The organism is Micromonospora sp. D93, assembly GCF_018070365.1.
Classification (GTDB): domain Bacteria; phylum Actinomycetota; class Actinomycetes; order Mycobacteriales; family Micromonosporaceae; genus Micromonospora; species Micromonospora ureilytica.
The window spans coordinates 41,726-67,467 of the sequence record NZ_JAGPXW010000035.1; the positions used below are offsets into that span (position 1 = coordinate 41,726).

Sequence of the window (25,742 nt, forward strand, 5' to 3'; positions counted from 1 at the left end):
CGCCTGTAGTGACCGGCTGAGGGCTGCTTGTGGGCTTCGCTGACGGCGGCTAGGCCGGGGGCAAGCCAGTCCCGGGGTTGGACTGGCGCGGCAGTCGGAAGCCCTGGCCCGCGCTCAGGTTGACCTGCCGGCTTCCGTGCCGCCTGGCCGTGGTCGTGCTGCGTCTGGATCAGTGAAGTTCGGGGCGGCGGTCCGGCGGCAGTCGGTGGCTCCCCGCCCCGGCGCCGGAGGCGGCCGGGGCGGCTTGCCGCCGGCCGGCTCACCGCCCGCGCCGCGCGGAGCGCGGCGCCTTGATCCAGAACAGAGGAAATCGGCAGCAATGTAAGGCACGCGATGGAGGCACCTGAGGGAGACGGGAGCGGAGACGTCTCGCTTACAAGCTCTGCGCACAGCGTCCGAGCACGTTCAGGAACGGCCGCACGCTCGAAACCTCGTCCATACCAGCCCTCGTCAGGGGTTGCGCCGTTCGGCGCGGTTGCTGTCGACAGCCGCCGGCCCTAGCCGGGCCCCGCTCGGGGCACCTGGTTGCCCTAACCGCCAGCACCAACGGCGCGTACGGCGCCGCTGTCGACCAGGTCCAGGGCCCGCTCGGTACGCCAGGCTTCGTCCAGCGGGCTCACGCATCGGCGGCTGTGTCGCTGGTTCCAACGGGTCATTGCCGGCCGGCAGCCTCTCCGCGGACGCCCTGCTGGCTCTGCCTGACGAATCTTGGTCGCGTCACGTCGTCAGTCTTGTCTTGATCGCGCTTTGCTCCCGATATCGCGGGCAGGAACCTATCCGCTGGTCGATCAAAGATCCCCTTAAGGCCTCCGACCCTAGCTATCAAGTCTCTGCCGGGCTGCAGCCTTAAGGGGAAACTCGGGGATCTCCCACACCAACGTCTCACCTAGTTCCGTAGCCACCTCGGTAGCGATTCGTTTTGCACCGTAGAGATAGATTCGAGCACACGAAATCGCACCTATGAGCCCAATGGAGTGTTTGCCGCCCGACTTCGCACGAAGCACGCTGCTGGCCGTCATACTTCCTTTTAGGGGGCCTGGCCATACCTCGCTACGCCAGCCGGATGCAAGGCCGTGAGTCAAGCAGTGCCGGACCTCCATCCACCCATCGGCCCGCTTGCATATTTCTTTCCAGCTAATCGTTTCGGTGGCTGGGCGGCCACTGACGGACGGGATGTTCCATACCTGCAAAGGAGGAACCTTCATCAGTCTCGGCACAATCCCGGGAAATTCGCTCTCAGAGCGCTTCTGAAATTCAGATAGCGTCGGATTATTCATAGAAACGCGCCTGGCTATCTGGCCCATGCCATAACCTCGGCGATACAGAGCGGTGGCCATGAAGTCCTCAACAAAGCCCTCAAACGCCGATATCACGCCAAGAACCACCGCTGGCGGCAAGGCCGAATAGTTGCCTGCGTTACCCGGCTGGCGAGGATGCAGGCTGACCAACCGCTTGGGCACTTCCAGCGAGCGGGCTAGCCGATTCACGCTGTCCTGAAGATCTACCTGGAACAACTAGACTCCCTCCGGCCAGTCCACAGTGGCCAGGCCTCGGTCGCCGCCGTTGACGTCACCGGCTGATGCCAGGCGTCCCGCCTCGCCCTGGACCACCGCATGGTCCTCTTGCCCAACCTGGTGTCCCGGTCCGCAACCGCCCGCCAACGATCGCTGGCTCGGCTGGGCATCTAGCTGCTCGCCCTTCGGCCGGTGCTGATGCTCACCGATCACGCGATACATCACCCGACAAGTAGTCCAGTTTCCAACAACTCTTTCTACACCACCCGGCTCCGATGAGCTCTTTGGCTCACAGGCCCCCGAGTCCGCGCACCCGCAGATGCGCGTTTTAGCAAGGCCATCGCTGATTCATATTCCCGGCCCTGATGGTGAGCCAGTTCGGCCTCCGTCTGAACAAGTTGCCCGCGGAACGCTTTAACCGAAACGGCCTGCGAACACCGCAGCAGGGAGCGGCTGGCAGAATCCACTCGCTTTGCTACTTCTTCAGCCAGGGACAGCATCGCCGAGACGCGTCGCACGATCTCCCGCTGCTCCTCTATGGAGGGCAAGGCGACTGGAATGGCGCGAGCGTCGGCAACATTGATTCGAGGCATAGCCAAGCCGACATATCGAGCCATCATCCACTGTTGGATGTAAGGGTTCTCGAGATAGGCGGCCAGATACGGGGGGTGCACCACTTCCGCTGGCCGAAGCCGGACCATGCCTTGGGTGATGTTTGCCCCATCAATTCCCGGCGGCACAATTGCAACCCGAAGGTTTCGGATTATGCATAGAAGAACATCGCCTTCTAGCAAGGCAGAACGATGATGTTTGTCAGCGATTTCGTGGGACGTTCGCCGAAGCTGTTCAACGAGGACGGTTCCGTTAGCAACGTCCTGCTGCCTTACATAAGGCACACCATCCGCGATTTCTGGGCCCGGAAGGACGATGCCATAGGTAATTGCTGTTCCGAGCTCGACGATTTCTTCCGCCCGTTCGTAGCCCCAAGAGGTGGGCAACTCCGGCAAGCCCGAAACATCAACCGGGCCATCTCCATGCACCTTAGCCTTACGGCGCGATGCTCGGCTCTCCGCTTCAGCAGTCCGGCGAAGAGAGGGACGACGAAGATTCGGGAACTCAGCCCGCCAATCCGCAGTGAGCCGGCCGGAGAAGGCAGACGCGAGAACAGATTTCCGAAAGCGGTCCAACGATGTTCTTGCGGCGTCGAGGTGGCCCTCCGTGCTCTCTTTCCTGGCCTCGATCTGATCTATCCTCTGCGCGATCCTCGACTGCTCAGCGGCTGGCGCAACTGGTACAACCTGGCCCCTGACTACCCGATCTGATGTCGCTGGATACTGACTTCCCGTCTGTTCGGGCGTCACCGCGTCAACGAAGGCATCGGACGCCACCAGTCGGAACAGGTACGAGGAGTCAATTCCATCTCTGGGGCGCAAGACCGTGAACCCCGTCGAGGCGAACGAACGCTCGCCGAGCCCTTCCACCCTTGCGATGTTCTTTAGATACGTCCTCACATTGGAGAAAAGAACATCTCCGTCCCTTACGGGGCGGCGGGCTCGGGACGGCGCTTCACGGCCCAAAAGTCGTTTTGGATCGCGGATTCGAAGGTTCTCGTTATCAATTGCTGAAATGTCAACATACAGCAACGGTAAGTCCGGGTCGGACCCAGGATCAGCACTAGCTACGTCAATTGTGATATCCATAAGCCGCGCCTCCGCCCATCCTTCGGGAAGCGCTTGCTCGTCAGGGTCCGGCGTCACGCAATGCCCCCGTTTCCAGTGTTTTCCACGAGAGCCTGGATGTCGGCCAAGTCGTCGAGCGCGAGCTGGAGTTCGGCCATCGCTTCTGTTATCAGCTCCTCCGGCTCGGGAAGCTCGTCAACGTTACCGAACTCCTCGTCTCGAAGCCACCTGAAGCCGGCGAGCTTATAGTGCCGTTCCTTTATTTCGTCTAGGGTAAACGATCGCCAGCGCCCTTCGGACGAGTCGCTCTCACGGCGCCTGCTCGCTCCGAAGGGATCATCGCCGAAACAGCGCTCAAACTCTGCGAAATGCGAAGGCGTAAGCGGCCTGCTTTTCTTGGTGATTTTAGGTACGTTCGCCCGCGCATCATAGATCCAGACCCTTTCCGTGGGCCGGCCTTTCGTTAAAAAGATTACATTAGTCTGCGTTCCCTCCGTGTATGGCGAAAAGGTGCCACGAGGGCAACGCAAGACAGTGTGCAAGTCGCAGTCTTCCATCAGGATCTCAAACACATCGCCTGCCTGAATAGCGAAAAGCACGTTATCCGGAACAACGACGGCTGCACGTCCACCCGGCGCAAGCAACGTCATGATGTGCTGCACAAAGTTAAGTTGCTTGTTACTAGTCTGGACCACGAAGTCGTCACGGCTGGGCGCCTGGTTGGCACCCTTCGTGCCAAAGGGTGGGTTAGTCAGGATAACGTCAAACTGCTTCTTAGTGGGCTCGTCATAGATCGAGTCGCCGAGCGTGATTTGCGGCTCGACCTGGTGCAGGTACATGTTCATAAGGGCCAAGCGACGCGGACGTTGCACGAGTTCCTGACCATAGTAGGTGCTTGTCCGGACTCGCTTAGCAAGACTGCGGTCCAAGGCGCCCTGCGTCTCGCCCTTCAACCACTCGTAGGCAGCGACGAGGAAACCCCCCGTTCCACACGCGGGGTCGCTGATTGAAAAGTCTCGCTTCGCCCTGGGGTCCGGCTTGATACAGCGCACCATCAAGTCTATGAGCACCCGCGGGGTGAAGAACTGACCCGCACCCTTCTTACCCTCGGCCGCAGCTTTCTCTAGGAGGCCCTCGAACGCGGCGGCCTTGATGTCCGTGTCCAAAGCCGTCCAGTCGGTCTCGTCGACCAACTGAACTAGGCGAGCAAGGTTGACGGGATTGGTGAACTTACTTTGGGCACCGGCGAAGATGTTGCCAAGGATTCCTGGATGCCGGCCCAACTCGGTGAGTGCTTTGCTGTAGTGAACCAAGAGTTGCGTACCTGATTGTTTGCGGAGGTATTGCCACTCGCAAGGCACTGCAACAATCGAGCCGGAGGATTCTTCAATCTCGCTATAGCTCGGCAACTCGATATCGCGCTCGTCCGCCATCTTTAGGAACAACAGATACGTCAGCTGCTCAATATAGTCGCCGTAGTCGATTCCGTCATGCCTCATGGTATGACAGAAACCCCACAGTTTGCCTACAACGTCCATGCTCACGCGGCAACAAGCTCCTTATTAAGGTCTGCGAGCAGCTCCGCTAAACGCCCGCCAAAAACCCGATTTGCACGCCGCCAACCGCCACGGTCGGACAGCACGGGGATTGCGTCAAAGTCATCACTCTCAATAGACAGATTCTGAATCAGGTGCTGCCGGATGTAGTCCATCCAACGGCGCTGTTCATCGGTCAGAGTCGTGCGAGCCATGACGCGGGCAACCGTAGCATCAACCCGCTCCTCGGCTGTTAGCAGCGGTGACCCCTCCAGCACAGCACGCTTGACCATGGAGATGATGTCGACGAGTGCCTTGTGGTGAGTGACTTGGAAGGCTCGCTGAAGGTTGGCCTCGGTGAAGTGTTCGGGTGCTCCGGTCAATGCCTGCCGCAGCTCGGTCAGGGGTTCGGCACCCCACTCTTGTGGACGAGACAACAAGATAGTGAGCGCTTGGATCTCGTCTACTTTGCCGCGTAGGAAGGACTCGAATGCGCGTAAATAGTCTGCTGGCTTGTACTTCTGGCCAGTGCCACCCTTAATCATCCACTCGCTGGATACGTAGTCGACGACACCCGGAGCTACAATAAACGTACGTTGCCCACGGGGAAATTCACGTAGCAGTCGCTGGAATTCTTCGTCTCGCAGAATTTTCATCGTGTGGCTGAACGAGCGGCGCAATAGTGATGGCAGCCGACCGGCGAAGGCTGACAAGTCACCGTCTTCGATGAACCTCGCGAAGAGATCATAAGCTCCACCTGTCATCTTCTTGCTTATTCGGTTCAGCCGTTTAACCAAGCGCCGCACGTTGTAGTCACGGTCCTTGTTCTGCCAGATATCCTCAATTATTTCAGCGATGGTCTTGCCGTCACCCTCGGGCGGATCGACTGTTATGCCGGTAGTGCCTTGGAAGTATGCGATAAGAGTGCCATCGAAACAGTCAAACACTGTGAAGTGCGACTTGTCTGGATAGCGGTCACCCTTCCGAGTACCTCTCCCGAGTACCTGTTCGAACAAGATGCGAGATTTCATCGGACGCAAAAGTACGAGGTATTCCAAATCTGGTATGTCAACGCCCGTCGTCAGGAGGTCCACCGTCACGACGATCCCGGGGTTCGGCCGGTTGCGGAACTCCCGGATACGCTGCAAGGGCTGGTCGACTCGGCCAGTCACCTTTGCTACGAAAGACTCTCCGCGGCCGAAGATCTCACGGGCCATGCCTACCAACTGGTCGGCGTGGGAAGTATGCGGTAGATCATTTGCAGCGAAGATTAGCGTCTTCGGGAAGCGGCCGTGCTCACGTTCATGCTGCTGGGCGTAGCGGCTTAGCTCCTGGAGGATCTTGCGGTTCGCGTCGGGCGCGGTGATCTTTCGCTCCACCTCTGGCGCGTCGAAGGCGCGTTCGTCCTCCAAGTAATCGAGCTGTCGAGTGCCGGACTCAGTGTCTACTTGGTCGACCTGCTCGCCTTGTCGAAGAAAGACGCCATTCATGCGCACGTTGGATCGCACTCGGACCACGTCATAGTCGACCAAATGCCCTTCGTGCACGGCGCGGTCGTATTCATAGCGGAAGACGAGGTTCTCGAAGTAGGCCATGGTGTGAGCGGCCGGCGTCGCCGTCAGGCCAACCTTGATTGCGTCGAAGTGGTCGAGCGTAGCGCGCCAGGCAGACATCTCCTTCGCGGAGTAGCCGCGGTGGCATTCGTCAGCAATTATGAGGTCGAAGGCATGGATCGGGACGTTTAATTTCTCGGCATCGACATCTGCCGTCTCGTCGTCCTGCCTCAGGGCGTGTTCCGCACCGAATAGGTTTGTGGTCATGCGCTGGATAGTGCTTATGTAGACGAACGCATCGCCAAGCTTTGGATTGGTAAGTAGCGAGTTTGGCATGACGTTTGGGCTCCACGTCCCGCCCTCGTCCAAGTCGGCTTGCTGGAAGCGCTGCGAATACACGGGGTAGATCTTGTCGAACTTAAGCCCCGGCTCGGCCTCAAATGAAGAGAAGGCGCGGACCGCTTGGGCGGCCAATACCCGCCGGTCTACAAGAAATAGCACTCGCCGCGCGACGCCGGCCTTCATTAGGCGGTAGGCTTGATTGACCATAGTTAGGGTCTTGCCAGTGCCGGTCGCCATGGTCACCAGCATCTTACGCTTGCGCTCGCGGATAGCTTGTTCGACAGCCACGTTCGCTTCCAGCTGATACTGCCGCAAGACAGCGTTCTGCGGAGCCGCCGTTAGCGATGCTGATTCGGCCTCGACATCTCTCGCCAGTAGTTCTTCAAGGGCGCCGGGTGTATGGAAGCCAGCGACTTGCCGCGATCGGTTGAGTTCGTGGCGTATGTCGTGGAACCAGACCTGTTCACCATTGGTAGAATAGAGGAAGGGTACGCCAAACCTTTTCTGGTACATTGGGATCTGTCGGATGCCGCGTGAATAGCGCTCGGCCTGTGCAAGTACGCCGTGAGGACCAACAGTGAGCTTTTTGGCTTCAACGACGGCGCGCACCTGGCCCAGATGGCAAAGTGCATAATCCGCAGTGCCGTCCGATGTCCTGAACTCCGTTAGGGCTGCCGGATCGGTCGAACGGCTGATGTCGACTCCGGCGCTTGGCATTACCGACCAACCGGCGGTCGCGATCCTAGGGTCGATCCGCCCGGTACGGGTCACCCTCTCGGATTCTTTGGACATATAGGAACTCTAACAACGTCAGAGTAGATATTGAAGATCCCGTTCGCCTGATAGTTGAAATCGATCACCCCGGACCGCTCGCCATCATGTCTGCCATGGCCCCCTCCTGGGGAGCGGTCCGCCGCCCGGCCCGCGACGCCAACCGGACCTTGACGGGTCCGTTTGGAAGCTGGTGGGTCGGGCGGTGTTCTGCTCGGCTCGCCCTGGTCGATGGCCGGCCTGCCCTCCCCTGCGCCGCACGGGCTCATGGCCGCTCGGCCCGGCCGGCTGCCGGTCCATCACCCTATCGGTCAAGGTCACGGTCGTTCTGCGGCGACCCTCCGGGACCCCCGCATATCCGCGCCAGCCGCCAGCCGACGGGCATCAGGCGTGATGGCCGCCTAGCGACAGCGGCTGTCGCGCCCCCAGACGGCGGCGCACGCGGCCCGTCAAGCGCTTTGAAGGGGTATCGAAGGTGCGCAGTGGCCTAATGCATCGCTCCAGGTAGCCGATAGATCCTGACCACGGCTCCGACGGCTCCATTCATCAGCGTGACGTTCTGTTGTTCGATCAGGGCTGCACCTACCTCAACAGCGAAGAGCGCCGCAAGCTCTGGATCGGCCGCTACCTGGCGCTCGGTTGTCTCGACATCGGGGCCGTCGGCTGGCCCGTCCTTGTAGCGGTATGGGTTGGCGTATGTGCCGCGGCCGTGCTCGGTCGCGACCAAGCGCTCATCCCGCAAGACGGCGATGGCCTGGCGGATTGTTCCGCGACTTGCCCGAAACTCGGCGGTAAGCGCGCTCTCCGCCGGCAAGAGGCTGCCTGGCGCGATGGCTCCGCTCTCGATTTGCCGTCTCAGATCTTCGGCGATGACGCGATATCGGGGCTGTCCGTGGTGCGGGGTGGGCACCTGCTCACCGTACCTGGCACTTGTCTTACCAACTGCCAACCAAGTGACCCAATTCGACGTCTAGACAACTCGTTCAGTTGTAGATACGTTTCCTGGTGTGCGGCTGCGATGACTAATCGTGTCAGGCGCGGTCTCGCGCCGGCTCTGGTCGCACCTGATGCGCGGCGTCCTGTCGGACCGGTTGCGGTAGCCGCGCGTACAAGTTGGCTCGGCGATACCCGACCCGTCCGGCGTCGGACGGTGCGCCGTGCCTTCATCCGGGCCGGTGGCCGGCCGCATTCCCCCGCGGCTGGCCACCGGTCCCCGCCTACCTGTGGAGGTGCGATGTCCGGCTCCCATCGTCGACACCATTGGCTCTCGTCCTGGTGGTCTCGGAGACGCCCATCTGCCCGGAGCGCCAGCAGCAACGTTCCGTCGAGTCCGCGCCCGGCTTCTACGACCTCCTCGCCGCGGTGGTCGACGGGCGCCACCCGTAAATTGCCTTCGCTCCGGCGTGCGCCCTTGATGACGCGGGCCCAGCTCTACCGTGGCAACGGCGGGCGGTGGCGGCGATGAGTCGTACGAACAAGCCGGCTGCCGTCACCGGCCATCCGGACTGGTGCGCCCCGGATCGCTGCGGCTACCTGGTGCCGCCGGTGATGACGCATATGGCCCGCCGTCATCGCGGCCCCATGCAGCGGGCCGGCGACAGTCGGGCGGGGGGCCTTGTCGTCACGTACCTCATTAGCAGTGAGGCTCTGGGCGGTCCCATGGTCGGTGTTCATGTGACGTGCCGCGCCGGGAACGCCTGGGCGGAGCTGTCCTTGCCGCAGGCGGCCCAACTGGTTGAGCAACTTAGCGGATCGCTGGCCCAGGCCGCCGGGCAGCAGGGGGCCGGCGATGAGTGAGGGTGCTGCCATCCCAGGGAGGTCGTCGCCGTCGTCGATCGCGCCGATCGTGTGCCCGGTGTGGTGTCGAGGCTGTGGACCGAATGACCCGATGCACCGCGGGCTTCTCAGCACGATTGGACGGGAGCGGACCGGCTGGGTCACCGTCCAACTGGTCGTCGACCGGTTCGCCCGCCGGGACCTGGCCGTGAAGCTCGACGCGACCCGGTACGGCGCGACGCAGACCGTACTACTGTCGCCCGCGCAGGTAGACCGGCTCATTGACGAGTTGGTCTACGCGCAGCTGGAGATGCTGACACCGGGAGATGGCGGCGAGGGTGCCGGAGAGACGCGGTGAACGCCAACACCCGTCGGGGATCAGCCGTTCCTCGTACTCCTGGCCTGCGCCCTGCGCGGCCACCGCGAACAGCGGTAGCCGTACCGGCGGTTCCTGAGCGGCCCGCCGGCGGGACCACCTGGCAGACGTTGGAACGTCTAGGGGGTACGGTGACCGGTGTGCAAGGCCGGGACTGGCGCCCTCGCTACCTGCAACTCGCCGAAGAGTTGCGGGCAAAGATCGTGAGCGGCGAACTGGCCCCCGGCACTCTCATGCCCAGCGAGACCGAGCTGGCCGACACCTCGGGCCTGTCGCGCACGAGCGTCCGTAACGCCATCCGGCAGCTCCGCGAATGGGGCCTGGTCCGCGCGGAGCAGGGGCGCGGCACCTACGTGCGGGCACCCCGCCAACGGGTACGGCGTCGCAACACCGAGCGGTACCAGTGGGAGAAGGATCGCGTCCTGCTCGACGAGGATGAGCGGCTGAAGACTGGCGCCACCGAGCACGACACCGGACTGACCGTCGATGACCTGAAGTTCCACGCCGAGTATTCGCGGGTGGAGGCTGATACGGAGATGGCGGCGGCCCTGCAGGTCGAGCCGGGTACGCCGCTGCTGCGTCGGGTCTACTGGACGTCCTCCCGGCATGAGAACGCGCCGCTGACCGTGTCGTACTCCTACCTGCCTTATGACCTGGTGGCCGCGAACCCGGACCTGCTCGACGCAGGCAAGGAGCCGTGGCCGGGCGGGACGCAACACCAGCTCCACACGCTCGGCATTGAGTTGGACCGGATCGACGACGAGATCCGCGCCCGCCCGCCGTCGCCCGATGAGGCCGAGTTGCTGGACATCGACCCGGGCGTCTCCGTGCTCACCGTACGGAAGACCTCGACCGACACCACCGGCCGAATCGTCGAGGTCGCCGACGTGGTGATGCCGGGCGACCGCACCGAGCTTGTCTACTCCCACAAACTCCAGCGGTGGAAAACTTGACGCAGCTCGTCTCGGTCATCACCCCGGTCCACGCGCCCAGCATCGAGCACCTGCCTGGCGCGTACGAGTCGTTGGCCAAGCAGGAGATGCCTGACGGCTGGGACTGGGAATGGCTCGTCCAGGAGGACGGGCAGACCGGCGCCCTGGTCGACGCGCTGCCCGGCGATCCCCGGATCAGTCTCGGCACCGGCCGTCCCGGTGGGCCTGGTGTTGCCCGCACCCTCGCGCTTTCCCGAGTCTCCGGGCAACTCATCAAGGTGCTAGACGCGGACGACCAGCTGACCCCCGGCGCACTCGCCCGGGACATCGCTGCGTTCGACGCGCACCCGCAGATCGGCTGGACCGCCTCGCGGGTACTCGACCTGCTGCCCGACGGGTCGACCGCTGGATGGGACAAGGACCCGGCCGGCGGCGTCATCGACCGCGGTTCTGTCCTGTCGTTCTGGCAGGCCAACGACTACCGGGCATCGGTGCACCCGGCGACCCTGTGCCTGCGGCGAGATCTCGTCTTCGCCTTGGGCGGCTGGATGGCGCTGCCAGCCTCCGAGGACACCGGCCTCCTGCTCGCCGCCAACGCGATCACTGCGGGCTACTTCACCCGCGAATACGGCCTGCTCTACCGCAAGTGGCCCGGCCAGGTGACCAGCCAGGCTGCACACCGGGAACCGGCTGAGTACCAGGGACGGATGAGAATCATCGAGGCCAGAGCCAACGCCCTGGCCTCGATGATCCCGGACGGCTTCGACGCCAGCGCTACGGCGTAGCCTCGTGCCCCGGCATGCCGTGGGTACGCCGCCGCTCCTTCATTTCCGCCTCGAAGATGTGCCGCCGACCGCCGGCCAGCTTCTCCCGCGCGTCCCGCTCGATCTCCTGGAACGCGGCGTAGTAGCCGTCGTCGAACTCCTCCACGATCTGGAACGTCCACCGACCGGGTAGCACGTTGCGCCCCAACAGCTCCTGCGCGACCCGGTCGGCCATCTCGTCGTGGCCGGCCTCGCGAAGCAGCTTCACCACCCGGTCAAGGGTGAGATCTGCCCCGCCTACTAGTTGGTGCGCCGAGTACAGGTGGCCTCGTACCCGGTGGATCGTCTCGAGAGCCTTGCTCAACTCACCCAGAGCCTCGACCGTCTTGTCGTCCACACCCGCGGGGCGCGAGTGCTCTTGATCGACAGCCTGACCCGCCTGCTTGTGCGTCATGGCGCGCTCATACCCAGCTGGTCAGCTTTGACGCTTCCCGCATCAGTAACTGCTCGACCGTCGAGGCGCTACATCGAATGGCAATCAAGGTCAAGCAAGGACGCGGTCCTTATTGCGCGAATCCCTGCAATTATTTTTGGTTCACGGGATCTGTCAAACTTCGCTTGCAATTGGCCCTAGAGGTATGCCTATGATCTCGGCGAGGTCAAACTCAACCGACCGTGCGCGCACGAACCGGGGACCCGCCTTCAACTATCAGCGTTGAGGGCGGCGAACTCATGCCCGCATAAGGAAGGTGAAGTATGGCCAACGCCAAAAAGGGCTCAAAGCCTCGCAAGCTGAGAGGTGGGGCCCCGAAGAGCCGTGCCTAGCATCCTCGGCCTGAGATGGAGCGCCTGAGCTGGTACTTCAAGCTCATCGCACCTACCTTGACCTGGTTGATCATGGACTGGCTCAGAGGCGGGGAGGTTGGTCGGCCCGCCAATTAGGCGAGCCGACCCTCCTCACGGGCCGTCACCCTTCGCTCTGACCGGGGCACGGGTGGCGGTCCGTTTCCCGTGTTGGTGCAGGATCGTCGAATCTTGACCAACACGTCTGCAGTTGAGTGCCTAACGCGTTGAACGTTCAACGCTTCTCAACTTTCAATCTAAGTAATTTAGAAGTGCTGCTACACCTTACAACGTCATCCGTGTTGTAGCTACTTCGCTTCGGCATCTGCAGTAGCGGACCACCGATACGAACGCCGCACGGGTGGATCAGCTGCAGTGCTGGTTCGCAAACATCTTTGCAGACTTGCCATAGGGGCTTCGCTTCCCTATCACGCCCGACTTGACGGCTTGCGCAGACGGCTGCGGCTCCGGCGACAGCAGGGCTCTCGGCTTGCCACGGCAGACTTGTTGACTTGTCTGCCAAGTGCCGTCTACCTTGGACGCAACTTGGCAGACAAGTTAACAAGCTGGAGGTTGAGCGATGGCTCTGCGAGGCGGCACGAGGTTCGCGGTGCGGTGTGAGGACGTGTTCCCGGCGGGGTGCGCGTTGGTGCCCGAGTCTCTGGGCGAGGTCGAGGACTACGACGAGAAGACCGGCCGGCGTAGTCCGGCGAAGGACAAGCTGACCGGCCAGCGGGTGTGGCAGGTCCGGGTTATGGACCTGGATCCGGAGCTGGGGAAGCGGTCGCGGGAGACGACGGTGAAGATCTCGGCGGACTACCAGCCTGTGCCGCCGACGGGTGGCCTGTTCGAGGCGGTGGAGTTCGACGGCATGACCGTCACGCCGTACGTGGGCAACAACGGTCGGATGGCGTATTCGCTGCGGGCGACCGGGATGCGTGCCCCGGCGGGCGTGGCGTCGAAGGCGGCGCAGTAGCCGCATCTGGTGGGGGCGGGGCTGTCAGGTCTTGGCGGACGGCAGCCCCGCCCTCTGTCTCTTTCCCCTGCTCTGTCGAGAGAGGTAGTGACATGTCCAAGGGTATGCCTGCCGTCCTGCGGCGGCCCACAGTGGCGGGTGCGCGATGATGCGCCGGCCGCGTGGCGAGGTCGTGATGACCACCGCCGGGGACCTGATGGTGATCCGCCCGCGCCGGCTGGAGCTGCCGGTCTGGCTGATCGCGCTCGGCCTGGTGCTGCGGTGGCTGTGGCGGGGCCTGTGGTGGTGCCTTCGCCACCCGGTCGCCGTCGGTCTGGTCGTGGCCGGGGTGAGCCTCTACCACGAGTTCGGCCGGACCGGCGTGATCGTGCCCGTGGTCCTGGCCGCTGCCGTTTCGGCGTTGTGGCGGTGGCGGCACGAGTCGTCCTGGTGGACCTGGTGCGCAGGCCCGATCCTCGGCCGGTTCCGTCAGCTGTTCGTCTACCGGCGGGCCTGGCGCGAGGCGATGACCCTCTGCGGCCTGGCCAAGGTGTACGACCACCGCACGGTCCTGCCGGAGCTGCTGCGGGTCCGATCGGATCAGGCGCTCGACGTGCTGACCATCCGCATGGTCCGCGGCCAGACACCGGAGGAAATCCAGAAGGCAACGGCAAACCTGGCGTACGCCTTCGGCCGGCGGCACGCCCGGGTCTACTCCGAGCGTCCCGATGACCCGCCGATCCGGTCCGGCTACTGGGCGCTGGTCCTCGGCGCGATGGACCGGCTGCGGTTCCGGGACCGACCGTCGGTGGTCTACCTGGTGGTGGTCCGCACGGATGCGCTGCGCACCCTGGTCGACCCGTTCGACGTCCCGTCGGTACCCGACTTCAGCGCTCTGCCTCTGGCGCGGCGGGAAGATCTGCGGCACTGGTGCCTGCACCTGCTCGCCACGCACGTCCTCATCGGCGGCGCCACCCGCTCGGGTAAGGGCTCGGTGCTGTGGTCCCTGGTCCGGGTCCTTGCCGGGGGGATCTCGTCCGGGCTGGTCCGGCTCTGGGTGATTGATCCCAAGGGCGGCATGGAGTTCGCGATGGGTCGGCCGCTGTTCGCCCGGTTCGCCTGCAAGTCGTTCGAGGCCATGGCTGACCTGCTCGACGAGGCCGTGACGGTGATGCGGGAGCGGCAGACCCGCCTTGCCGGCGCGGTGCGGGTGCACACGCCGACCCTGGCTGACCCCCTGGTCGTGGTCGTCATCGACGAGATGGCGGCACTGACCGCGTACCTCCAAGATGTTGACCTGCGCAAGCGCATCGCCGGGTCGCTCGGGTTGCTGCTGTCGCAGGGTGCCGGGGTCGGCGTGCTGGTGGTGGCCGCGTTGCAGGACCCCCGCAAGGAGGTGCTGCCGTTCCGGGACCTGTTCCCGACCCGGATCGCTCTCGGTCTGACCGAGGCCGCTCAGGTCGACCTCGTGTTGGGTGACGGTGCCCGCAACCGGGGTGCCCTCGCCGACCAGATGCCGCGCTGGGCCAAGGGCGTCGGCTACGTGATCCTCGACGGCACTCCGGAACCGGCCCGGGTCCGCTTCTCCTACATCTCCGATGACCACATCCGGGAGCTGGCCGCCGAATATCCGGCCCCGGCCGACGCGGCGGACATCCTCGCCCAGGTCGGCCGGGAAACCGCCACCGAACCGGCCCGGCCGCCTCTGCCCCGGCAGCGTCGCGGACCACTGTTGCCCGACTCGCTGCTGAACATCCTCGACCGGGACACCGACGGGGGTGAGCCGCGGTGACCGCTCCGACCGACGGCCGAACCTTCTACCGGCTCCGGGCACCCGGCACCGACGGCGCCATCAGCACGGCCGTGTCCGTGCGCGTCGACCCCGCCCGGCCGGACCCGTACCCGGTCTATCTCGCGGTCGGTGGCGGCCGGCGCCGCATGTACCTGACCCCCGACGAGGCGTGGGCGCTGTGGCGCTGCCTCTCCGAAGCGGTGGCCTCCCTCGGCGAGCCACCCGACCACATCCGTACCCGCGTCGCCCCGGCCCGGAGGTAACCGATGTCCCTCAAGAGCTTCTTCCTCGGCACCCACCGCCTCAAGCCCCTGCACATCGAACTCAACGGCTCCCCGGACCGGCTCGCCGGCGCCCTGCACGGCCTGGCGCACATGGTCAACCGCCGCCGCGACCTCAACGGCCAACAGATCTGCATCACCCTGACCATCCGCGACAACGGCAGCGGCCGATGATCCGCGAACGCGCCGAGTCCGGCGTCCGGGTGCTGATTCTGCTCGTCGTCGGCACCATGGCCGGCGCCGCCGCCTTCACCCACGTCCACGACCTGACCGTTGCCCACGGGCAGCCCGACTGGATCGGCTGGGCCAACGCCGTGGCGGTCGAGCTGATGGCGATCTACCTCGGCCTGGAGATCCGCGCCCGCCGCCGCGATGGTCGACCCGTCGGCCTGGTCGGCGTGCTCCTGATCGCGTTCGCGCTGCTCTCCCTCGCCGCCCAGGTCGCCGAAGCCGAACCCTCCGTCTGGGGCTGGATCGTCGCGGCGGTGCCGTCGCTGGCCTTCCTCGCCCTGGTGAAGGTCGTCCTGTCCAGCGAACCCGCCACCCCGCCGGCATCGCAGCCCGATCAGCCGCAGGGCGATTGGTACGACGAGCCGCAGCCGTTCGAACCCGCGCCGCCGGCTCCGGTGATGCCGCCGGCATCAGCCGCGGTGCTGCCTCCGATCAAGGCCGCCCAGCCGAACCGGCCCCAGGTCGTCGGGATCATCCGATGACGGCTCCAACCCTGCCCGGCTTCGAACCCGCCCCGACCCCGGTTGCTCCTCGGCCGGGGTCGCGGGCGGCCCGCATGGCACTACCCCGTTCAATCGATGTCCTCAAGGACATCGCCATCGAGTACGGCGTCTGCGTCCGCCCGCTCGCCATGCGCCGGACCGACCTGGACACCGGCCTGACCGAAGTCATCGACCTGCCCTGCGGCGCGACCCGCGAGGACAAGTGCCCGCCGTGCGCCAAGAAGAACCGCCGGCTACGGCAGGCCCAGATTCGCGAGGGCTGGCACCGCGACGACGAGCCACTACCCGGCCCGGAACCCGCCACCGAAGCGCAGAAGTCCCTGATCCTGTTCCGCGCACACCTGGAGTTCTCCCGGGATGAGGCGGTGAGGGCGGCCCAGTGGGACCAGGTGGCCGACCTCGACGAGGCTATCCGCGAGGTAGAGGAAGCCATCGCCGCTGAGGGCCTGCGCGGGCGCGTTGGGCCACCGCACGCCAGCGGCGACGAGGACCAGGACGACGAGCCCGGCCCGCGGCGCAAGCGCTCCACCAAACGGCGCCAGGACGCCCCCGAACTGCCTCGGCGCAAGGTCGAGCGCCGCACCGTCGGCAAGACCTACACCGCCCCGGACGGCTCCACCTACCAACCGTCGATGTGGCTCACGCTCACCCTGGACTCGTACGGCCCGGTCCGCCCCGACGGCACCCCGGTCAACCCGGCCAGGTACGACTACCGCCGGGCAGCCTGGGACGCCGTTCACTTTCCCCGGCTGCTCGACCGGTTCTGGCAGAACCTCCGACGGTGCGAGGGCTGGAACGTCCAGTACGCCGGCTGCGTCGAACCGCAACGCCGTCTCGCCCCGCACGCCCACTTCGCCATCCGGGGCACCATCCCTCGCGACGTCCTCCGCACCGTGGCGGCGGCTACCTACCACCAGGTGTGGTGGCCCTCGGTCGACGTCCAGCGCTACACCCTTGACCGGCTCCCGATCTGGGACGAGCAGGCAGCGGCATGGGTCGACCCGGACACCCGCGAGCCACTGACCACCTGGACGGAAGCCCTCGACGCCATCGACGACGACCCGGACGCGGATCCGGTGCACGTCGTCCGCTTCGGCGCCCAGGTCGACGCCCGCGGCGTCATGCCCGGCACCGAGGACGCCGAGCGGACCATCCGATACGTCACGAAATACATCACCAAGCACACCGGCGACTGCCACAAGGCGGCCACCGACCCGCAACGCAAGCACCTAGACCGGCTTTGGCAGCAACTCCAGCTGACCCCGTGCACCGACCGTTGCCCCAACTGGCTGCTCTACGGCGTCCAGCCGAAGAAGGCACACGCCAAGCTCAAGCCCGGCCGCTGCAAGGGCAAAGTCCACCAGCGCGACACCCTCGGCATCGGCGGCCGGCGCATCCTCATCTCCCGCGACTGGTCCGGCAAGACCCTCGCCGACCACAAGCACGACGCGCGGGCCTGGGTCCGAGCGCTGCTCGGCGTCACCACCGACGGCACGCAGCTCGTCGACGACCAGGGCGACACCACCGAACGGGTCCGGCACGCCTGGGAACTCGCCCGACCCGATGACCCCGACGTCGGCCCGATGACCCACCGGCTAATGCGGTCGATCAGCGAACGCGCCCGCTGGCGATCCGAACTGCTCGCCGCCAAGGACCGGGCCGCGCAGGGATCCACAGATCTTTCGGCAACTCAGCACAGCGCACAGCACGACGGGGAGGAGACGCAGTGAACGAGGAGTTGTTGACCGTGCCGGAAGTGCTCGCCGAGCTGCGCGTACCGCGCTCGACCTGGTTCTACTGGCGGCAGACCGGCAAGGGACCACGAGTCATCAAGCTCCCGAACGGGCAGCTTCGGGTCCGCCGGTCGGCGCTCGGTCGGTGGCTCGGCGACCTGGAGCAGGACGCCGCATGAAGAGCTATGAGGTCCAGATCTGGGAGATCGGTAAGCGCGCTGACCGGAAGGCTCGGCCGTGGCGGGTTCGCTGGGCGGTGAGTGGCCAGCGCTTCGAGGACATGTTCCGTACGAAGGCGTTGGCGCACTCGTTCCGCGCCGAGCTGGTCCAGGCGGCCAACGCGGGGGAGCCCTTCGACCCGGCCACCGGCCGCCCGGTCTCCGAGGCCAGAACCAAGAACCCCACCACCTGGTACGCGCACAGCCGGGCGTACGTCGAGATGAAGTGGCCCCGGGCGGCTGCCAAGACCCGGCGCTCGATCGTCGAAGCGCTGACCTCCATCACGGTGACCCTGACCCGGCCGACCAAGCGGGGCCGACCGACTGACGCGTTGCTCCGTGAGGCGCTGTACCTCTACGGCCTCAACCCACGCCGCTGGTCCGACGAGATCCCCGCCGAAGACGCGGCGGCCCTCGCCTGGCTGGAAACCGCGTCCCTCCCGGTAGTCGAACTCGACTCACCCGCGATGGTCCGCCGCGTCCTCGACAGCCTGTGCGTACGCCTCGACGGCAAGCCCGCGGCTGCCTCCACCGTTCAGCGCAAGCGAGCCACCTTCTACAACGTCCTCGGGTACGCCGTCGAGCTGGAACTGATCGCCTCCAACCCGGTCGACCGGGTCCAATGGACTGCCCCCGAGGTCGCACAGTCCATCGACCGGCGGGTGGTGGCGAACCCGGCCCAGGTCGCCACGCTGCTGGAGGCGGTGAAGTCTCTCGGCAAACGTGCCGACAAGGTCACGGCGTTCTTCGGCTGTCTCTACTACGCGGGGATGCGGCCCTCGGAAGCCGCTGACCTCCGGCGGGAGGACTGCGACCTTGCCGGCCGGTGCGCCGACTGCGGGGCCGACTTCGACGACCTGGCGGCGGTCAAACCTTCCCGGACCTGCGAACACGAAAAGATCGAATATCGCTGGGGCCGCCTGGTGCTCGCCGGCACCTCGCCGCGCGCGGGGTCGCACTGGACCGATGACGGCGGATCGCACGAGCGGCGCGGACTCAAGCACCGGGGGAGGGCTGAGACTCGGACGGTCCCGATCCCGCCTCGGCTCGTCGAACTGCTGTGCGCCCACGTCGAGAATCACGGGGTCGGCCCGGACGGTCGGTTCTTTCGGGGCCTGCATGGTGGGCCGCTGTCGGAGTCGGTCTACGACCGGTGGTGGAAGCTCGCCCGCGAGAAGGCGCTGACCGAATCGCAGGTCGCCTCGCCGCTCGTCCGCCGGCCCTACGACCTGCGGCACGCGGCGGCCTCGCTCTGGCTGAATGCCGGCGTCCCGCCGACCGAGGTCGCCCGGCGCCTGGGCCACGGTGTCGCCGTCCTGCTTCGCGTCTACGCCAACTGCATCGACGGGGGAGACGACACCATGAACGACAAGATCGGCGACGCCCTCAGATGAACCCCTGCCAGTCAGGCAGTAGCTTCTCTGACCGGTCCGGGGTCGCATTCGACCAGCCGGCGGGCTTCCGCAACCACCTCTGCGTTCAACGCCGTCATGTTGCTGCCGATGAACTGGGCGAGCTCGTGGGCGTCATCGAGGCGCACCAACTCGTGAGCCGTTCCACTGCATGTCGCACGCAGGTTGTAACTTCGAACACATGTACGACATCCGCTACGCTCGCTCCCCGCCTCCGCCAACGACTGCTGACCGGTTCCTTACAGACGCACGGTCAGATCTGTGCTCGAAACTAGGGTGACGAGACATCCCCATCACCCACCGGAGGAACTTATGCCGGAATACAGCCTCGCCGCCTACACCATCAGAGTCCGCCCACGAATGTCATCAAAGTCTTCCGACAACTACCTACCCCTTGACAACTTTGATGGGTCGGCCTCCGACCTTGCACCCTTTCTCTACGCATTCTTTAATGGCCTGATCAATACCCCATACCAGCACAAAGATGAGGGAAAGTACCTAATCGCCGAAACGGTGCGGGCCGAGGATCGATCAATTTACACAACAGTCCGCTCAGGGAGCCACGGACATCAGTCGACTCTGCGCGATGTTGAAACGCACCAGGATACATACGAGCGCCAAGCAAACGAGGCTGAGCTAATCCCCCTACGAAATCTATTCGTAATCCCGCATAACTCGTTGGCGGGGATCTTCCTGACGGAACGCGTCGGCGTCCGAGGGCTCAAGTCCTCACTAGACCACATCCTGACACGTACATTCTCAGCAAGATTTCCTGGTTTCTCCGTCGAACTCAGTCCGCTAGCCCCTGAGGCGGCAGTCAAGGCATCCATCGAAGAAGGCGAACTGAAGAAGATCCGCCTAGTGCGCTATGGGATTCCGAGCGATGTTGCGGATCAGTACAATCTAGGTGCTCACGAAGAAGAGCTGGGAATCATGGAGCTGGTCCTTAAGCCGGACCGCGCATTGGCATTCCCCAAGCAGAAGGTGCGCGACGCACTAAACGACAACAGCCTCCCGGCACTGCTAGAGATTCGTGGCCTGGACTACCACGACATAAAACTAGAGGTGAAGGTCGGCAAGTCCATGCGAACGCTCACCGTCACTCAGGAACGCCCCCCTCGCGTAACATTCCCGCTTCCGGAGAACAAGAACATACCGAGCGGTCGCCCCACCGACGGCGCCGTGCATGAGGTCGCCGCTGAGGTGGTCGCGGAACTAGCGAAGGACCTGTCTATTCGTGAGTCCGACTATGTCGGCACGGAGTTTTTCTGGACGGCCGAAATCCTCGCCAGAAAGCTAGTGATAGCGAATGATGAAAGCTAGTGTACTTCCGATCATCCGGGATCACCTTGATACTATGCGCGATGCCAGGACTGGTCGCGTCAAAATTTCAGACCTGATCTTCTTCTACGGACTGCCAGTCCTGGTCGGGACGGCCGCCTACCTTCTCTCTTGGCATGTCAAGGGAATCGACAATCTACTTGCCGCCCTGTCCATCCTTACCGGGCTATTGTTCAACCTGCTCGTTCTGCTGTTTGATACTGCCGCCCGCTTTAAAGGTCGACCGACCGGTAAAGTCAGCGCCGACAATGCACACAAATACCGACTACTCCATGAACTGCAAGCAAACATTACCTACACACTTGGTGTCGGCCTCTTAGTTGCGATCATATTGGGAGTATGCTCGCTGGCTGGAATAGAGGATGCGCAGCGGCCCTGGTCTGTAGTCGTGACGGCGTCACTCGCACACTTCGTGCTATTGCTGGGAATGTTGCTTAAACGACTTCGCTCAGTCTTCCTCGCAGAGTTTCCACGGCTTCTTGGCGCGTAACGCTGTGAGGCGGACGGCTGGTCGAGCTTTGAGGTCGGTTGCGCAACCGATGAATGGAGAGCGGCCTGAACATCAGGCGTCTCGCACCGTGCCGTGGGGCGTGGGCACATGGTGGGCGGCTGATCGGTCGGTGTCGGTGAGGCGGCGAGAAGCAGCAGCTCAGAGGTGCTGACCGAGGCAAGATCACGGACGCCCTGTAAATCCGTCGCGAAAGCTTCAGAGGTTCGAATCCTCTACCCGCCACCAGGTGCAGACACGGCCCCTGACCAGCAGAGATGCTGATCGGGGGCCGTTGTCGTTGAAATAGCCGAGTCCGGCTGAGTCCAGCCGTTGACGACTGGGTCAACAGCTGGCGGGCGGCTCGATTTTGTTTCTGGCGGCACGCGGTGCGGAGATCCACTCGCAGCCGTTCCAGGCGATCACTCTCGTGATGGCCTACGACGCTTGGCGCGGCGAGGGCTCAGCGGTGATCGAGGTCCCTTTCGGCTACGCGTCGGCCTTGCGGAGGGTGTCCTGCCGAGCGCCTGCGCGATCGAGGATCGAGGATCGCCCGGCTTGTCGGCAGTGCCGGGTGTCCATGGTGATCGACGACTCGGGTTTCCGTCCGGCGATCGCTGGGCCACTGCGAGATTGGCGAGTGCCAGCACCGTCGGCGCGTTGGCGCCGCCGACTCGACCCGGCAGGAGGGGAAGATGTCCAACGACAATGAGATCTGTCCCTTCCGGCTCGACACACCGGAGGACGTGATCGTCGACCTGCGGAGCCGGATTGCGAGCTACTACAAGATCTCTCGCGCGTTCGTCGGCGGCGAGCCCGCCGGCGGGCTCACCCGGGGCGCCATCGTCGACAACATCACGTTGTAATGGTTGACGGGTACCGGTGCCTCGTCTGCCCGGTGGTACTGGGAGTTCGGTCGGTTCCAGCCGCAGCCCAGGCTCCCCCGCCGGTCAGGGTCCCGGTCGGCTTCGCCACGTTCCCGGGCGAGATCTGAGCTTCCCCACGCAGCTGGGTCGAGGCGGTCTATCCCGGCGTCGCGTACTTCAACGAGGCCGACAGTGGCGGCCGCTTCGTGGCCTGGGAGGAGCCGGAGCTCATCTCGGCCGAGATGCGGGCCGCATTCCGGCCGCTGCGGAAATGAAAACACCCTGACCAGCGGAACTGGCCGAGGCGCTGCTGCGGAAAACTGCACCGGCTGGATCCGCAGACGGTCATGTCGATGTGCCTCAGCGCTGGATCTGGCCGCCGACCGGAATAGGAGCGCGCCAAGGCGAGGCCGATATCGTCCGGCGCAGGCGCGCGACGTCGGGGATGGGCCCAAGTCGGCTCGGCGGGCTCGGCGCGGAGTCGGCCGCCGGTGGTGCTGGCCAGGTAGAAGATGCTGACGTTCTGGTGTTCAGGTCCACGGGGGATGCTGAGTTCAGCCGTGCGGATGACCCGTGAGTCCACGCGCAGAGGGCCGTGGCCGGTCCCCTCGGCGAGGTCCCGGATCGTCGCATCGAACGGATCCTCCGCGTGTTCGCCCCCGCAGTCGGTGAGAGTCCAGTTACTCTCAATCATCGATGATGAGTGGAGGGTGGGCAGCACCTGACCGTCCTCGAAACGCAGGCGAACGCCGAAAACTCCTCCCCAAAGGTCCGAAGGGTCAGGCGTCGAACGATTTGTCGCCTCTGGGTTAGCAAGGGCAAAGTTCCGAATCGCCGCCTTAGCTGGAAGCCGCACTATGTGCCGATGGGCAGTCGAAGATCGCGTTGCGTAGACGCTCTGTCTGCCTCTTATTACGCGGTGGTCACCTGGCGGTCCGGCTCGCCCGGACGGCCATGCCGATCGGCCGTACGTGGGCTTTGCGGGCGGTTTCGACTGTGGCACGATCAGGGGCACTGATTCTAGTTCTGACCCCCGACAGGAGCACGCTCATGTATGGACGGACGCCTCGCCGCCTTCGCGTCGCCCTCGCGTTCGCGGCCGTGGCCGCGTTCGCGTTCGCGGGCGCCTTCTCCAGTCAAACCTCCGACCTTCAGCTTATGGACTACACGTGGGGTGCGCCGGTCTTCGACAAGAGTGTCACCCTCGTCCGATAGGCCCGGTTCCGCAACACCCACTGAGGGAGCGGAATGAAGGCTGGCTCGCCCTCCGTCCGTAGGTCCAATGAGCAGGCATGGCTGATAACTGGACCTCTGGCTGTGCTGGCCATCGTCTGCTCGTTCGTCCTCGCGTTGGCGGGGCCACCACCTCCGGGTAACCTCTTCGGGGCAGTGGCCATCTTCGCCGTCATGGTGGCGACCAGCACCCAGGTGCTGCAGGTCGTCGTACGTCGGCAGGCGCTCGAAGTCATCGTCACCGAGATCCCGCTGGTCCTTGCCTTCTACTACCTGCCACCCCTGACGGTCGTGTTGATCGCCGTCATGGCCGCGTTGGTCGGCCAACTCCGCCGGCGCCTCAGCGCTCCGAAGGTCTGGTTCAATCTCGCCAGAACCGCGGGAGCCGCCTCGGCCGCTGGGGCTGTCCTGGTGGCGCTTCCGCGCATTGAGGGGGCGGGCCCGAAGACCTGGGCCATCCTCTTCGCCGTGGTCAATGTCAACAGTTTGATCTCGTTGGCAGCAATCAGCGCCGTCATCACACTCCTGCACGGGTGGCAGGCAGGGTGGGAGTTGATACGCAACGCTCCGGCGCCGCAGGTGATCTGCGCGATCAACGCTGTCATCGGGCTGGTGATCCTGATGGCGATCGAGTCCAACCTGTGGTCGGTCCTGCTGATCGCGGTGTTGGCGATCGCCGTCGTCCTGGTCTATCGCTCGTACGCCCAGTTCCTGCGGCAGCACCGCACCCTCGGGAACATGTATGAGCTGACCCGGGCGATCAGCGAGAGCGGCCAAGAGGGCGGCCTCGTCGACGCGTTGCTGGACCGGGTCCGAGCGCTCATGCAGGCCGAGTACGCCACGCTCTGGCTGCCGGCTCAGGGTCGCCATCCTGAGGTGCTGCTGAGCGCCAGGCTCGATGACCGCGGCCTCCTCGATGTCGCGCTGACCCCCTCGATTGTGCGCGAGCGCTCCCAGCAGTCCGGCCGCACGTTGGCCATCGGACGGGCCTTCGACGATGACGAGGATGTCCGTAGGGCGCTCAGCAAGCACCCGGTCAAGGACGTCATCGCGGTTCCACTGCGGTCTGGCCAGGCGGTTGTCGGCACCCTCGAAGTAGTCAATCGGCTCAGCGACGTCGGCCATTTCACGGCCGCTGACATCCCGGTCTTCGAGACCGTGGCCGCCCATGTCGCTGTTGCGCTCGAGAACTCGCGGTTGGTCGATCGGCTGCGGCACGACGCCCACCACGACACGTTGACCCGACTGCCCAACCGGCGGCGGATCACCGGGGCGCTGGACGAGTCGGTCAAGATCCGCGCACCGCGTGAGGTGGTGGCGCTGCTTCTCTTCGACGTCGACGGGCTGCGCCAGGTCAACGAGTCCCTGGGGCACGCGGCCGGGGACAAGGTCCTCACCGAGGTCGCCAATCGGTTGCGGGCCAGCGCGCCGTCGTCGGCTCTGGTTGGCCGTGCCGGCGGGGACGAGTTCCTGGTGACGCTGCGGTTGGAGAGCGCTGAGGCAGCGCTCGAGTTGGCCGCCCAACTGCGCGACCAGATCCGCGACGAGATGGTCTTCGACGCGCTCACCCTCGACGTGGACACGGCCGTCGGGGTGGCCGTACACCCGGATCATGGCAGCGACGCGGCGACCCTGCTGCTTCGGGTCGACCTCGCCGCCACCGCGGCCAAGTCGGTGCCGGGCAGCGTGCAGCTGTTCAATCCCGCGCTGGAGTCCCGATCACTGCGCCGGCTGGGTTTGGCCGGCGATCTGCGCCGCGCTCTGGACCAGGACGAGCTGGAGGTCTACTTCCAGCCCAAGGTGACTCTGCGGGACCGGCGCCTGGTGGGTGTGGAGTGTCTGGCCCGCTGGGAGCACCCGGCGCACGGCACCGTCGCGCCCGAGGACTTCGTGGCGGTGGCCGAGCACACCGGCCAGTTGAGCCGGCTCACCGAGGTCGTGCTCCGGGAGGGCCTTCGGCGCAGCCGGGACTGGGCGCTGGCCGACCAGCCGCTGCCCATCGCGGTCAACCTCTCGGCCCGTACGCTCATCGACCGGCACTTCCCGGACCGGGTCCAGGAGTTGCTGACCGAGTACAAGGTGCCGGCGCAGCGCCTCACCCTGGAGATCACCGAGTCGGGGGTGCTGGACGGCACGGACCGGCCCATCCCCACCCTGCAGCGGCTGCGGGATCTGGGCGTACGGCTGTCGGTGGACGACTTCGGCACCGGTGACTCGTCCCTGGCGCATCTGCGGCGGTTGCCGGTGCACGAGGTGAAGGTGGACCGCTCCTTCGTGCAGGGTATGGCGACCGATCCGGGGGACCTGGCGATCGTCAACGCGGTGGTGACTCTCTCCCAGCAGTTCGGTCTGGCCGTGGTGGCCGAGGGTGTGGAGAGCGAGCTGACCCTGGAGCTTCTTCAGGACATCGGCTGTGAGATCGGGCAGGGCTTCCTGTTCAGCAGGCCGCTGCCGTACGAGCGGTTGGCTGCCTGGTTCGGCGCCCAGGTCGAGCCGGAGTCGATCTCCAGTGGGGAACTGCCGCGCCTCCGTGTCGTGCCCTGAGCAGGGTGCAGACGATCATCGGGGATCCGATTTCACCTGTCGAGCCGGGCCGTGTACTCTT

At 64.8% G+C, this 25,742-nt stretch carries 25 protein-coding genes; 18 read left to right on the forward strand and 7 right to left on the reverse strand.

Annotation, left to right across the window (positions count from 1 at the left end):
- Window positions 1-815 precede the first annotated feature (815 nt).
- The 5 genes from KBX71_RS28950 to KBX71_RS28970 all read right to left on the reverse strand — a co-directional run bounded on the left by KBX71_RS28950 (window position 816) and on the right by KBX71_RS28970 (window position 8,304).
- Window positions 816-1,514 (reverse strand): hypothetical protein, encoded by a 699-nt coding sequence (locus tag KBX71_RS28950; RefSeq protein WP_210820966.1) that lies wholly within the window; start codon window positions 1,512-1,514, stop codon window positions 816-818.
- A gap of 257 nt (window positions 1,515-1,771) precedes the next feature.
- Entirely contained in the window at window positions 1,772-3,214 is a 1,443-nt protein-coding gene (locus KBX71_RS28955; RefSeq protein WP_210820967.1) for a restriction endonuclease subunit S, read from the reverse strand.
- Between the two features lie 53 nt (window positions 3,215-3,267).
- Entirely contained in the window at window positions 3,268-4,731 is a 1,464-nt protein-coding gene (locus KBX71_RS28960; RefSeq protein WP_247684302.1) for a class I SAM-dependent DNA methyltransferase, read from the reverse strand.
- 2 nt (window positions 4,732-4,733) lie between these two features.
- Window positions 4,734-7,415: a type I restriction-modification enzyme R subunit C-terminal domain-containing protein gene (locus tag KBX71_RS28965; RefSeq protein WP_210820969.1), complete on the reverse strand. Its 2,682-nt coding sequence runs from the start codon at window positions 7,413-7,415 to the stop codon at window positions 4,734-4,736.
- A 466-nt stretch (window positions 7,416-7,881) separates the two neighbouring features.
- A complete protein-coding gene (locus KBX71_RS28970; protein WP_210820970.1) occupies window positions 7,882-8,304 on the reverse strand; it encodes a GntR family transcriptional regulator in 423 nt (140 codons plus the stop codon).
- 350 nt (window positions 8,305-8,654) lie between these two features.
- On the opposite strand from KBX71_RS28970, the gene KBX71_RS34350 reads away from it, so the two are divergent.
- The 5 genes from KBX71_RS34350 (at window position 8,655) to KBX71_RS28990 (ending at window position 11,263) form a co-directional block, all read left to right on the forward strand.
- On the forward strand, window positions 8,655-8,780 hold the full coding sequence (locus KBX71_RS34350; protein WP_256442183.1) for a hypothetical protein: 126 nt from the start codon (window positions 8,655-8,657) through the stop codon (window positions 8,778-8,780).
- Between the two features lie 75 nt (window positions 8,781-8,855).
- A complete protein-coding gene (locus KBX71_RS34065) occupies window positions 8,856-9,191 on the forward strand; it encodes a hypothetical protein (RefSeq protein ID WP_247684292.1) in 336 nt (111 codons plus the stop codon).
- Window positions 9,192-9,282: 91 nt separating this feature from the next.
- On the forward strand, window positions 9,283-9,528 hold the full coding sequence (locus KBX71_RS28980; RefSeq protein ID WP_247684293.1) for a precorrin-4 C11-methyltransferase: 246 nt from the start codon (window positions 9,283-9,285) through the stop codon (window positions 9,526-9,528).
- A gap of 149 nt (window positions 9,529-9,677) precedes the next feature.
- Window positions 9,678-10,499 carry a GntR family transcriptional regulator gene (locus tag KBX71_RS28985; protein WP_210820971.1) on the forward strand — a complete coding sequence of 274 codons (822 nt, stop codon included), beginning with the start codon at window positions 9,678-9,680 and terminating at the stop codon, window positions 10,497-10,499.
- Complete coding sequence (locus KBX71_RS28990) at window positions 10,487-11,263, forward strand: glycosyltransferase (RefSeq protein WP_307847366.1); 777 nt, start codon at window positions 10,487-10,489, stop codon at window positions 11,261-11,263. The genes KBX71_RS28985 and KBX71_RS28990 overlap by 13 nt, the downstream gene beginning before the upstream one ends.
- Here KBX71_RS28990 and KBX71_RS28995 read toward each other — a convergent pair.
- The gene (locus tag KBX71_RS28995; protein WP_210820972.1) at window positions 11,253-11,696 is read right to left on the reverse strand and encodes a hypothetical protein; all 444 of its coding nucleotides are present in this window, start codon (window positions 11,694-11,696) and stop codon (window positions 11,253-11,255) included. The two genes, KBX71_RS28990 and KBX71_RS28995, sit on opposite strands and share 11 nt — an antisense overlap.
- A gap of 969 nt (window positions 11,697-12,665) precedes the next feature.
- Between KBX71_RS28995 and KBX71_RS29000 the strand changes: the two genes are divergently transcribed.
- The 11 genes from KBX71_RS29000 (at window position 12,666) to KBX71_RS34070 (ending at window position 21,904) form a co-directional block, all read left to right on the forward strand.
- Window positions 12,666-13,061: a hypothetical protein gene (locus KBX71_RS29000; RefSeq protein WP_030329838.1), complete on the forward strand. Its 396-nt coding sequence runs from the start codon at window positions 12,666-12,668 to the stop codon at window positions 13,059-13,061.
- 175 nt (window positions 13,062-13,236) lie between these two features.
- Window positions 13,237-14,832 carry an FtsK/SpoIIIE domain-containing protein gene (locus KBX71_RS29005; RefSeq protein ID WP_210820973.1) on the forward strand — a complete coding sequence of 532 codons (1,596 nt, stop codon included), beginning with the start codon at window positions 13,237-13,239 and terminating at the stop codon, window positions 14,830-14,832.
- Window positions 14,829-15,095 carry a hypothetical protein gene (locus tag KBX71_RS29010; RefSeq protein ID WP_210820974.1) on the forward strand — a complete coding sequence of 89 codons (267 nt, stop codon included), beginning with the start codon at window positions 14,829-14,831 and terminating at the stop codon, window positions 15,093-15,095. The genes KBX71_RS29005 and KBX71_RS29010 overlap by 4 nt, the downstream gene beginning before the upstream one ends.
- 3 nt (window positions 15,096-15,098) lie before the next feature.
- Window positions 15,099-15,287 carry a hypothetical protein gene (locus KBX71_RS29015; protein ID WP_112726481.1) on the forward strand — a complete coding sequence of 63 codons (189 nt, stop codon included), beginning with the start codon at window positions 15,099-15,101 and terminating at the stop codon, window positions 15,285-15,287.
- Entirely contained in the window at window positions 15,284-15,826 is a 543-nt protein-coding gene (locus tag KBX71_RS29020) for a DUF2637 domain-containing protein (protein WP_210820975.1), read from the forward strand. Before KBX71_RS29015 ends, KBX71_RS29020 begins: the two co-directional genes overlap by 4 nt.
- Entirely contained in the window at window positions 15,823-17,577 is a 1,755-nt protein-coding gene (locus tag KBX71_RS29025; protein ID WP_210820976.1) for a replication initiator, read from the forward strand. The genes KBX71_RS29020 and KBX71_RS29025 overlap by 4 nt, the downstream gene beginning before the upstream one ends.
- On the forward strand, window positions 17,574-17,759 hold the full coding sequence (locus tag KBX71_RS29030; RefSeq protein WP_030329852.1) for an AlpA family transcriptional regulator: 186 nt from the start codon (window positions 17,574-17,576) through the stop codon (window positions 17,757-17,759). The genes KBX71_RS29025 and KBX71_RS29030 overlap by 4 nt, the downstream gene beginning before the upstream one ends.
- Complete coding sequence (locus tag KBX71_RS29035) at window positions 17,756-19,192, forward strand: tyrosine-type recombinase/integrase (protein WP_210820977.1); 1,437 nt, start codon at window positions 17,756-17,758, stop codon at window positions 19,190-19,192. Before KBX71_RS29030 ends, KBX71_RS29035 begins: the two co-directional genes overlap by 4 nt.
- A gap of 330 nt (window positions 19,193-19,522) precedes the next feature.
- Window positions 19,523-20,533: a hypothetical protein gene (locus KBX71_RS29040; protein ID WP_210820978.1), complete on the forward strand. Its 1,011-nt coding sequence runs from the start codon at window positions 19,523-19,525 to the stop codon at window positions 20,531-20,533.
- A 34-nt stretch (window positions 20,534-20,567) separates the two neighbouring features.
- Entirely contained in the window at window positions 20,568-21,041 is a 474-nt protein-coding gene (locus KBX71_RS29045; protein WP_210820979.1) for a hypothetical protein, read from the forward strand.
- Between the two features lie 692 nt (window positions 21,042-21,733).
- Window positions 21,734-21,904 (forward strand): hypothetical protein, encoded by a 171-nt coding sequence (locus KBX71_RS34070; protein ID WP_247684294.1) that lies wholly within the window; start codon window positions 21,734-21,736, stop codon window positions 21,902-21,904.
- 157 nt (window positions 21,905-22,061) lie between these two features.
- On the opposite strand, the gene KBX71_RS29055 is transcribed toward KBX71_RS34070, so the two are convergent.
- On the reverse strand, window positions 22,062-22,625 hold the full coding sequence (locus KBX71_RS29055) for a hypothetical protein (RefSeq protein WP_210820991.1): 564 nt from the start codon (window positions 22,623-22,625) through the stop codon (window positions 22,062-22,064).
- Window positions 22,626-22,954: 329 nt separating this feature from the next.
- Here KBX71_RS29055 and KBX71_RS29060 point away from each other — a divergent pair, with 329 nt between their 5' ends.
- Window positions 22,955-23,119, forward strand: a complete 165-nt coding sequence (locus tag KBX71_RS29060) for a hypothetical protein (protein WP_210820980.1) — start codon at window positions 22,955-22,957, stop codon at window positions 23,117-23,119.
- Between the two features lie 33 nt (window positions 23,120-23,152).
- Window positions 23,153-25,681 carry a bifunctional diguanylate cyclase/phosphodiesterase gene (locus tag KBX71_RS29065; protein ID WP_210820981.1) on the forward strand — a complete coding sequence of 843 codons (2,529 nt, stop codon included), beginning with the start codon at window positions 23,153-23,155 and terminating at the stop codon, window positions 25,679-25,681.
- Window positions 25,682-25,742 lie beyond the last annotated feature (61 nt).

Bases quoted from the DNA above. Each gene is read 5' to 3' on its own strand.
- KBX71_RS28980 (WP_247684293.1), top strand. From the start codon at position 9,283: ATGCACCGCGGGCTTCTCAGCACGATTGGACGGGAGCGGACCGGCTGG.
- KBX71_RS34070 (WP_247684294.1), top strand. From the start codon at position 21,734: ATGTCCAACGACAATGAGATCTGTCCCTTCCGGCTCGACACACCGGAG.
- KBX71_RS28960 (WP_247684302.1), bottom strand. From the start codon at position 4,731: ATGGACGTTGTAGGCAAACTGTGGGGTTTCTGTCATACCATGAGGCAT.
- KBX71_RS29035 (WP_210820977.1), top strand. From the start codon at position 17,756: ATGAAGAGCTATGAGGTCCAGATCTGGGAGATCGGTAAGCGCGCTGAC.
- KBX71_RS34065 (WP_247684292.1), top strand. From the start codon at position 8,856: ATGAGTCGTACGAACAAGCCGGCTGCCGTCACCGGCCATCCGGACTGG.
- KBX71_RS29040 (WP_210820978.1), top strand. From the start codon at position 19,523: ATGCCGGAATACAGCCTCGCCGCCTACACCATCAGAGTCCGCCCACGA.
- KBX71_RS29005 (WP_210820973.1), top strand. From the start codon at position 13,237: ATGACCACCGCCGGGGACCTGATGGTGATCCGCCCGCGCCGGCTGGAG.
- KBX71_RS29015 (WP_112726481.1), top strand. From the start codon at position 15,099: ATGTCCCTCAAGAGCTTCTTCCTCGGCACCCACCGCCTCAAGCCCCTG.
- KBX71_RS29000 (WP_030329838.1), top strand. From the start codon at position 12,666: ATGGCTCTGCGAGGCGGCACGAGGTTCGCGGTGCGGTGTGAGGACGTG.
- KBX71_RS29060 (WP_210820980.1), top strand. From the start codon at position 22,955: ATGTATGGACGGACGCCTCGCCGCCTTCGCGTCGCCCTCGCGTTCGCG.
- KBX71_RS28955 (WP_210820967.1), bottom strand. From the start codon at position 3,214: ATGGATATCACAATTGACGTAGCTAGTGCTGATCCTGGGTCCGACCCG.
- KBX71_RS29065 (WP_210820981.1), top strand. From the start codon at position 23,153: ATGAAGGCTGGCTCGCCCTCCGTCCGTAGGTCCAATGAGCAGGCATGG.
- KBX71_RS28965 (WP_210820969.1), bottom strand. From the start codon at position 7,415: ATGTCCAAAGAATCCGAGAGGGTGACCCGTACCGGGCGGATCGACCCT.
- KBX71_RS28995 (WP_210820972.1), bottom strand. From the start codon at position 11,696: ATGACGCACAAGCAGGCGGGTCAGGCTGTCGATCAAGAGCACTCGCGC.
- KBX71_RS29025 (WP_210820976.1), top strand. From the start codon at position 15,823: ATGACGGCTCCAACCCTGCCCGGCTTCGAACCCGCCCCGACCCCGGTT.
- KBX71_RS29020 (WP_210820975.1), top strand. From the start codon at position 15,284: ATGATCCGCGAACGCGCCGAGTCCGGCGTCCGGGTGCTGATTCTGCTC.
- KBX71_RS29045 (WP_210820979.1), top strand. From the start codon at position 20,568: ATGCGCGATGCCAGGACTGGTCGCGTCAAAATTTCAGACCTGATCTTC.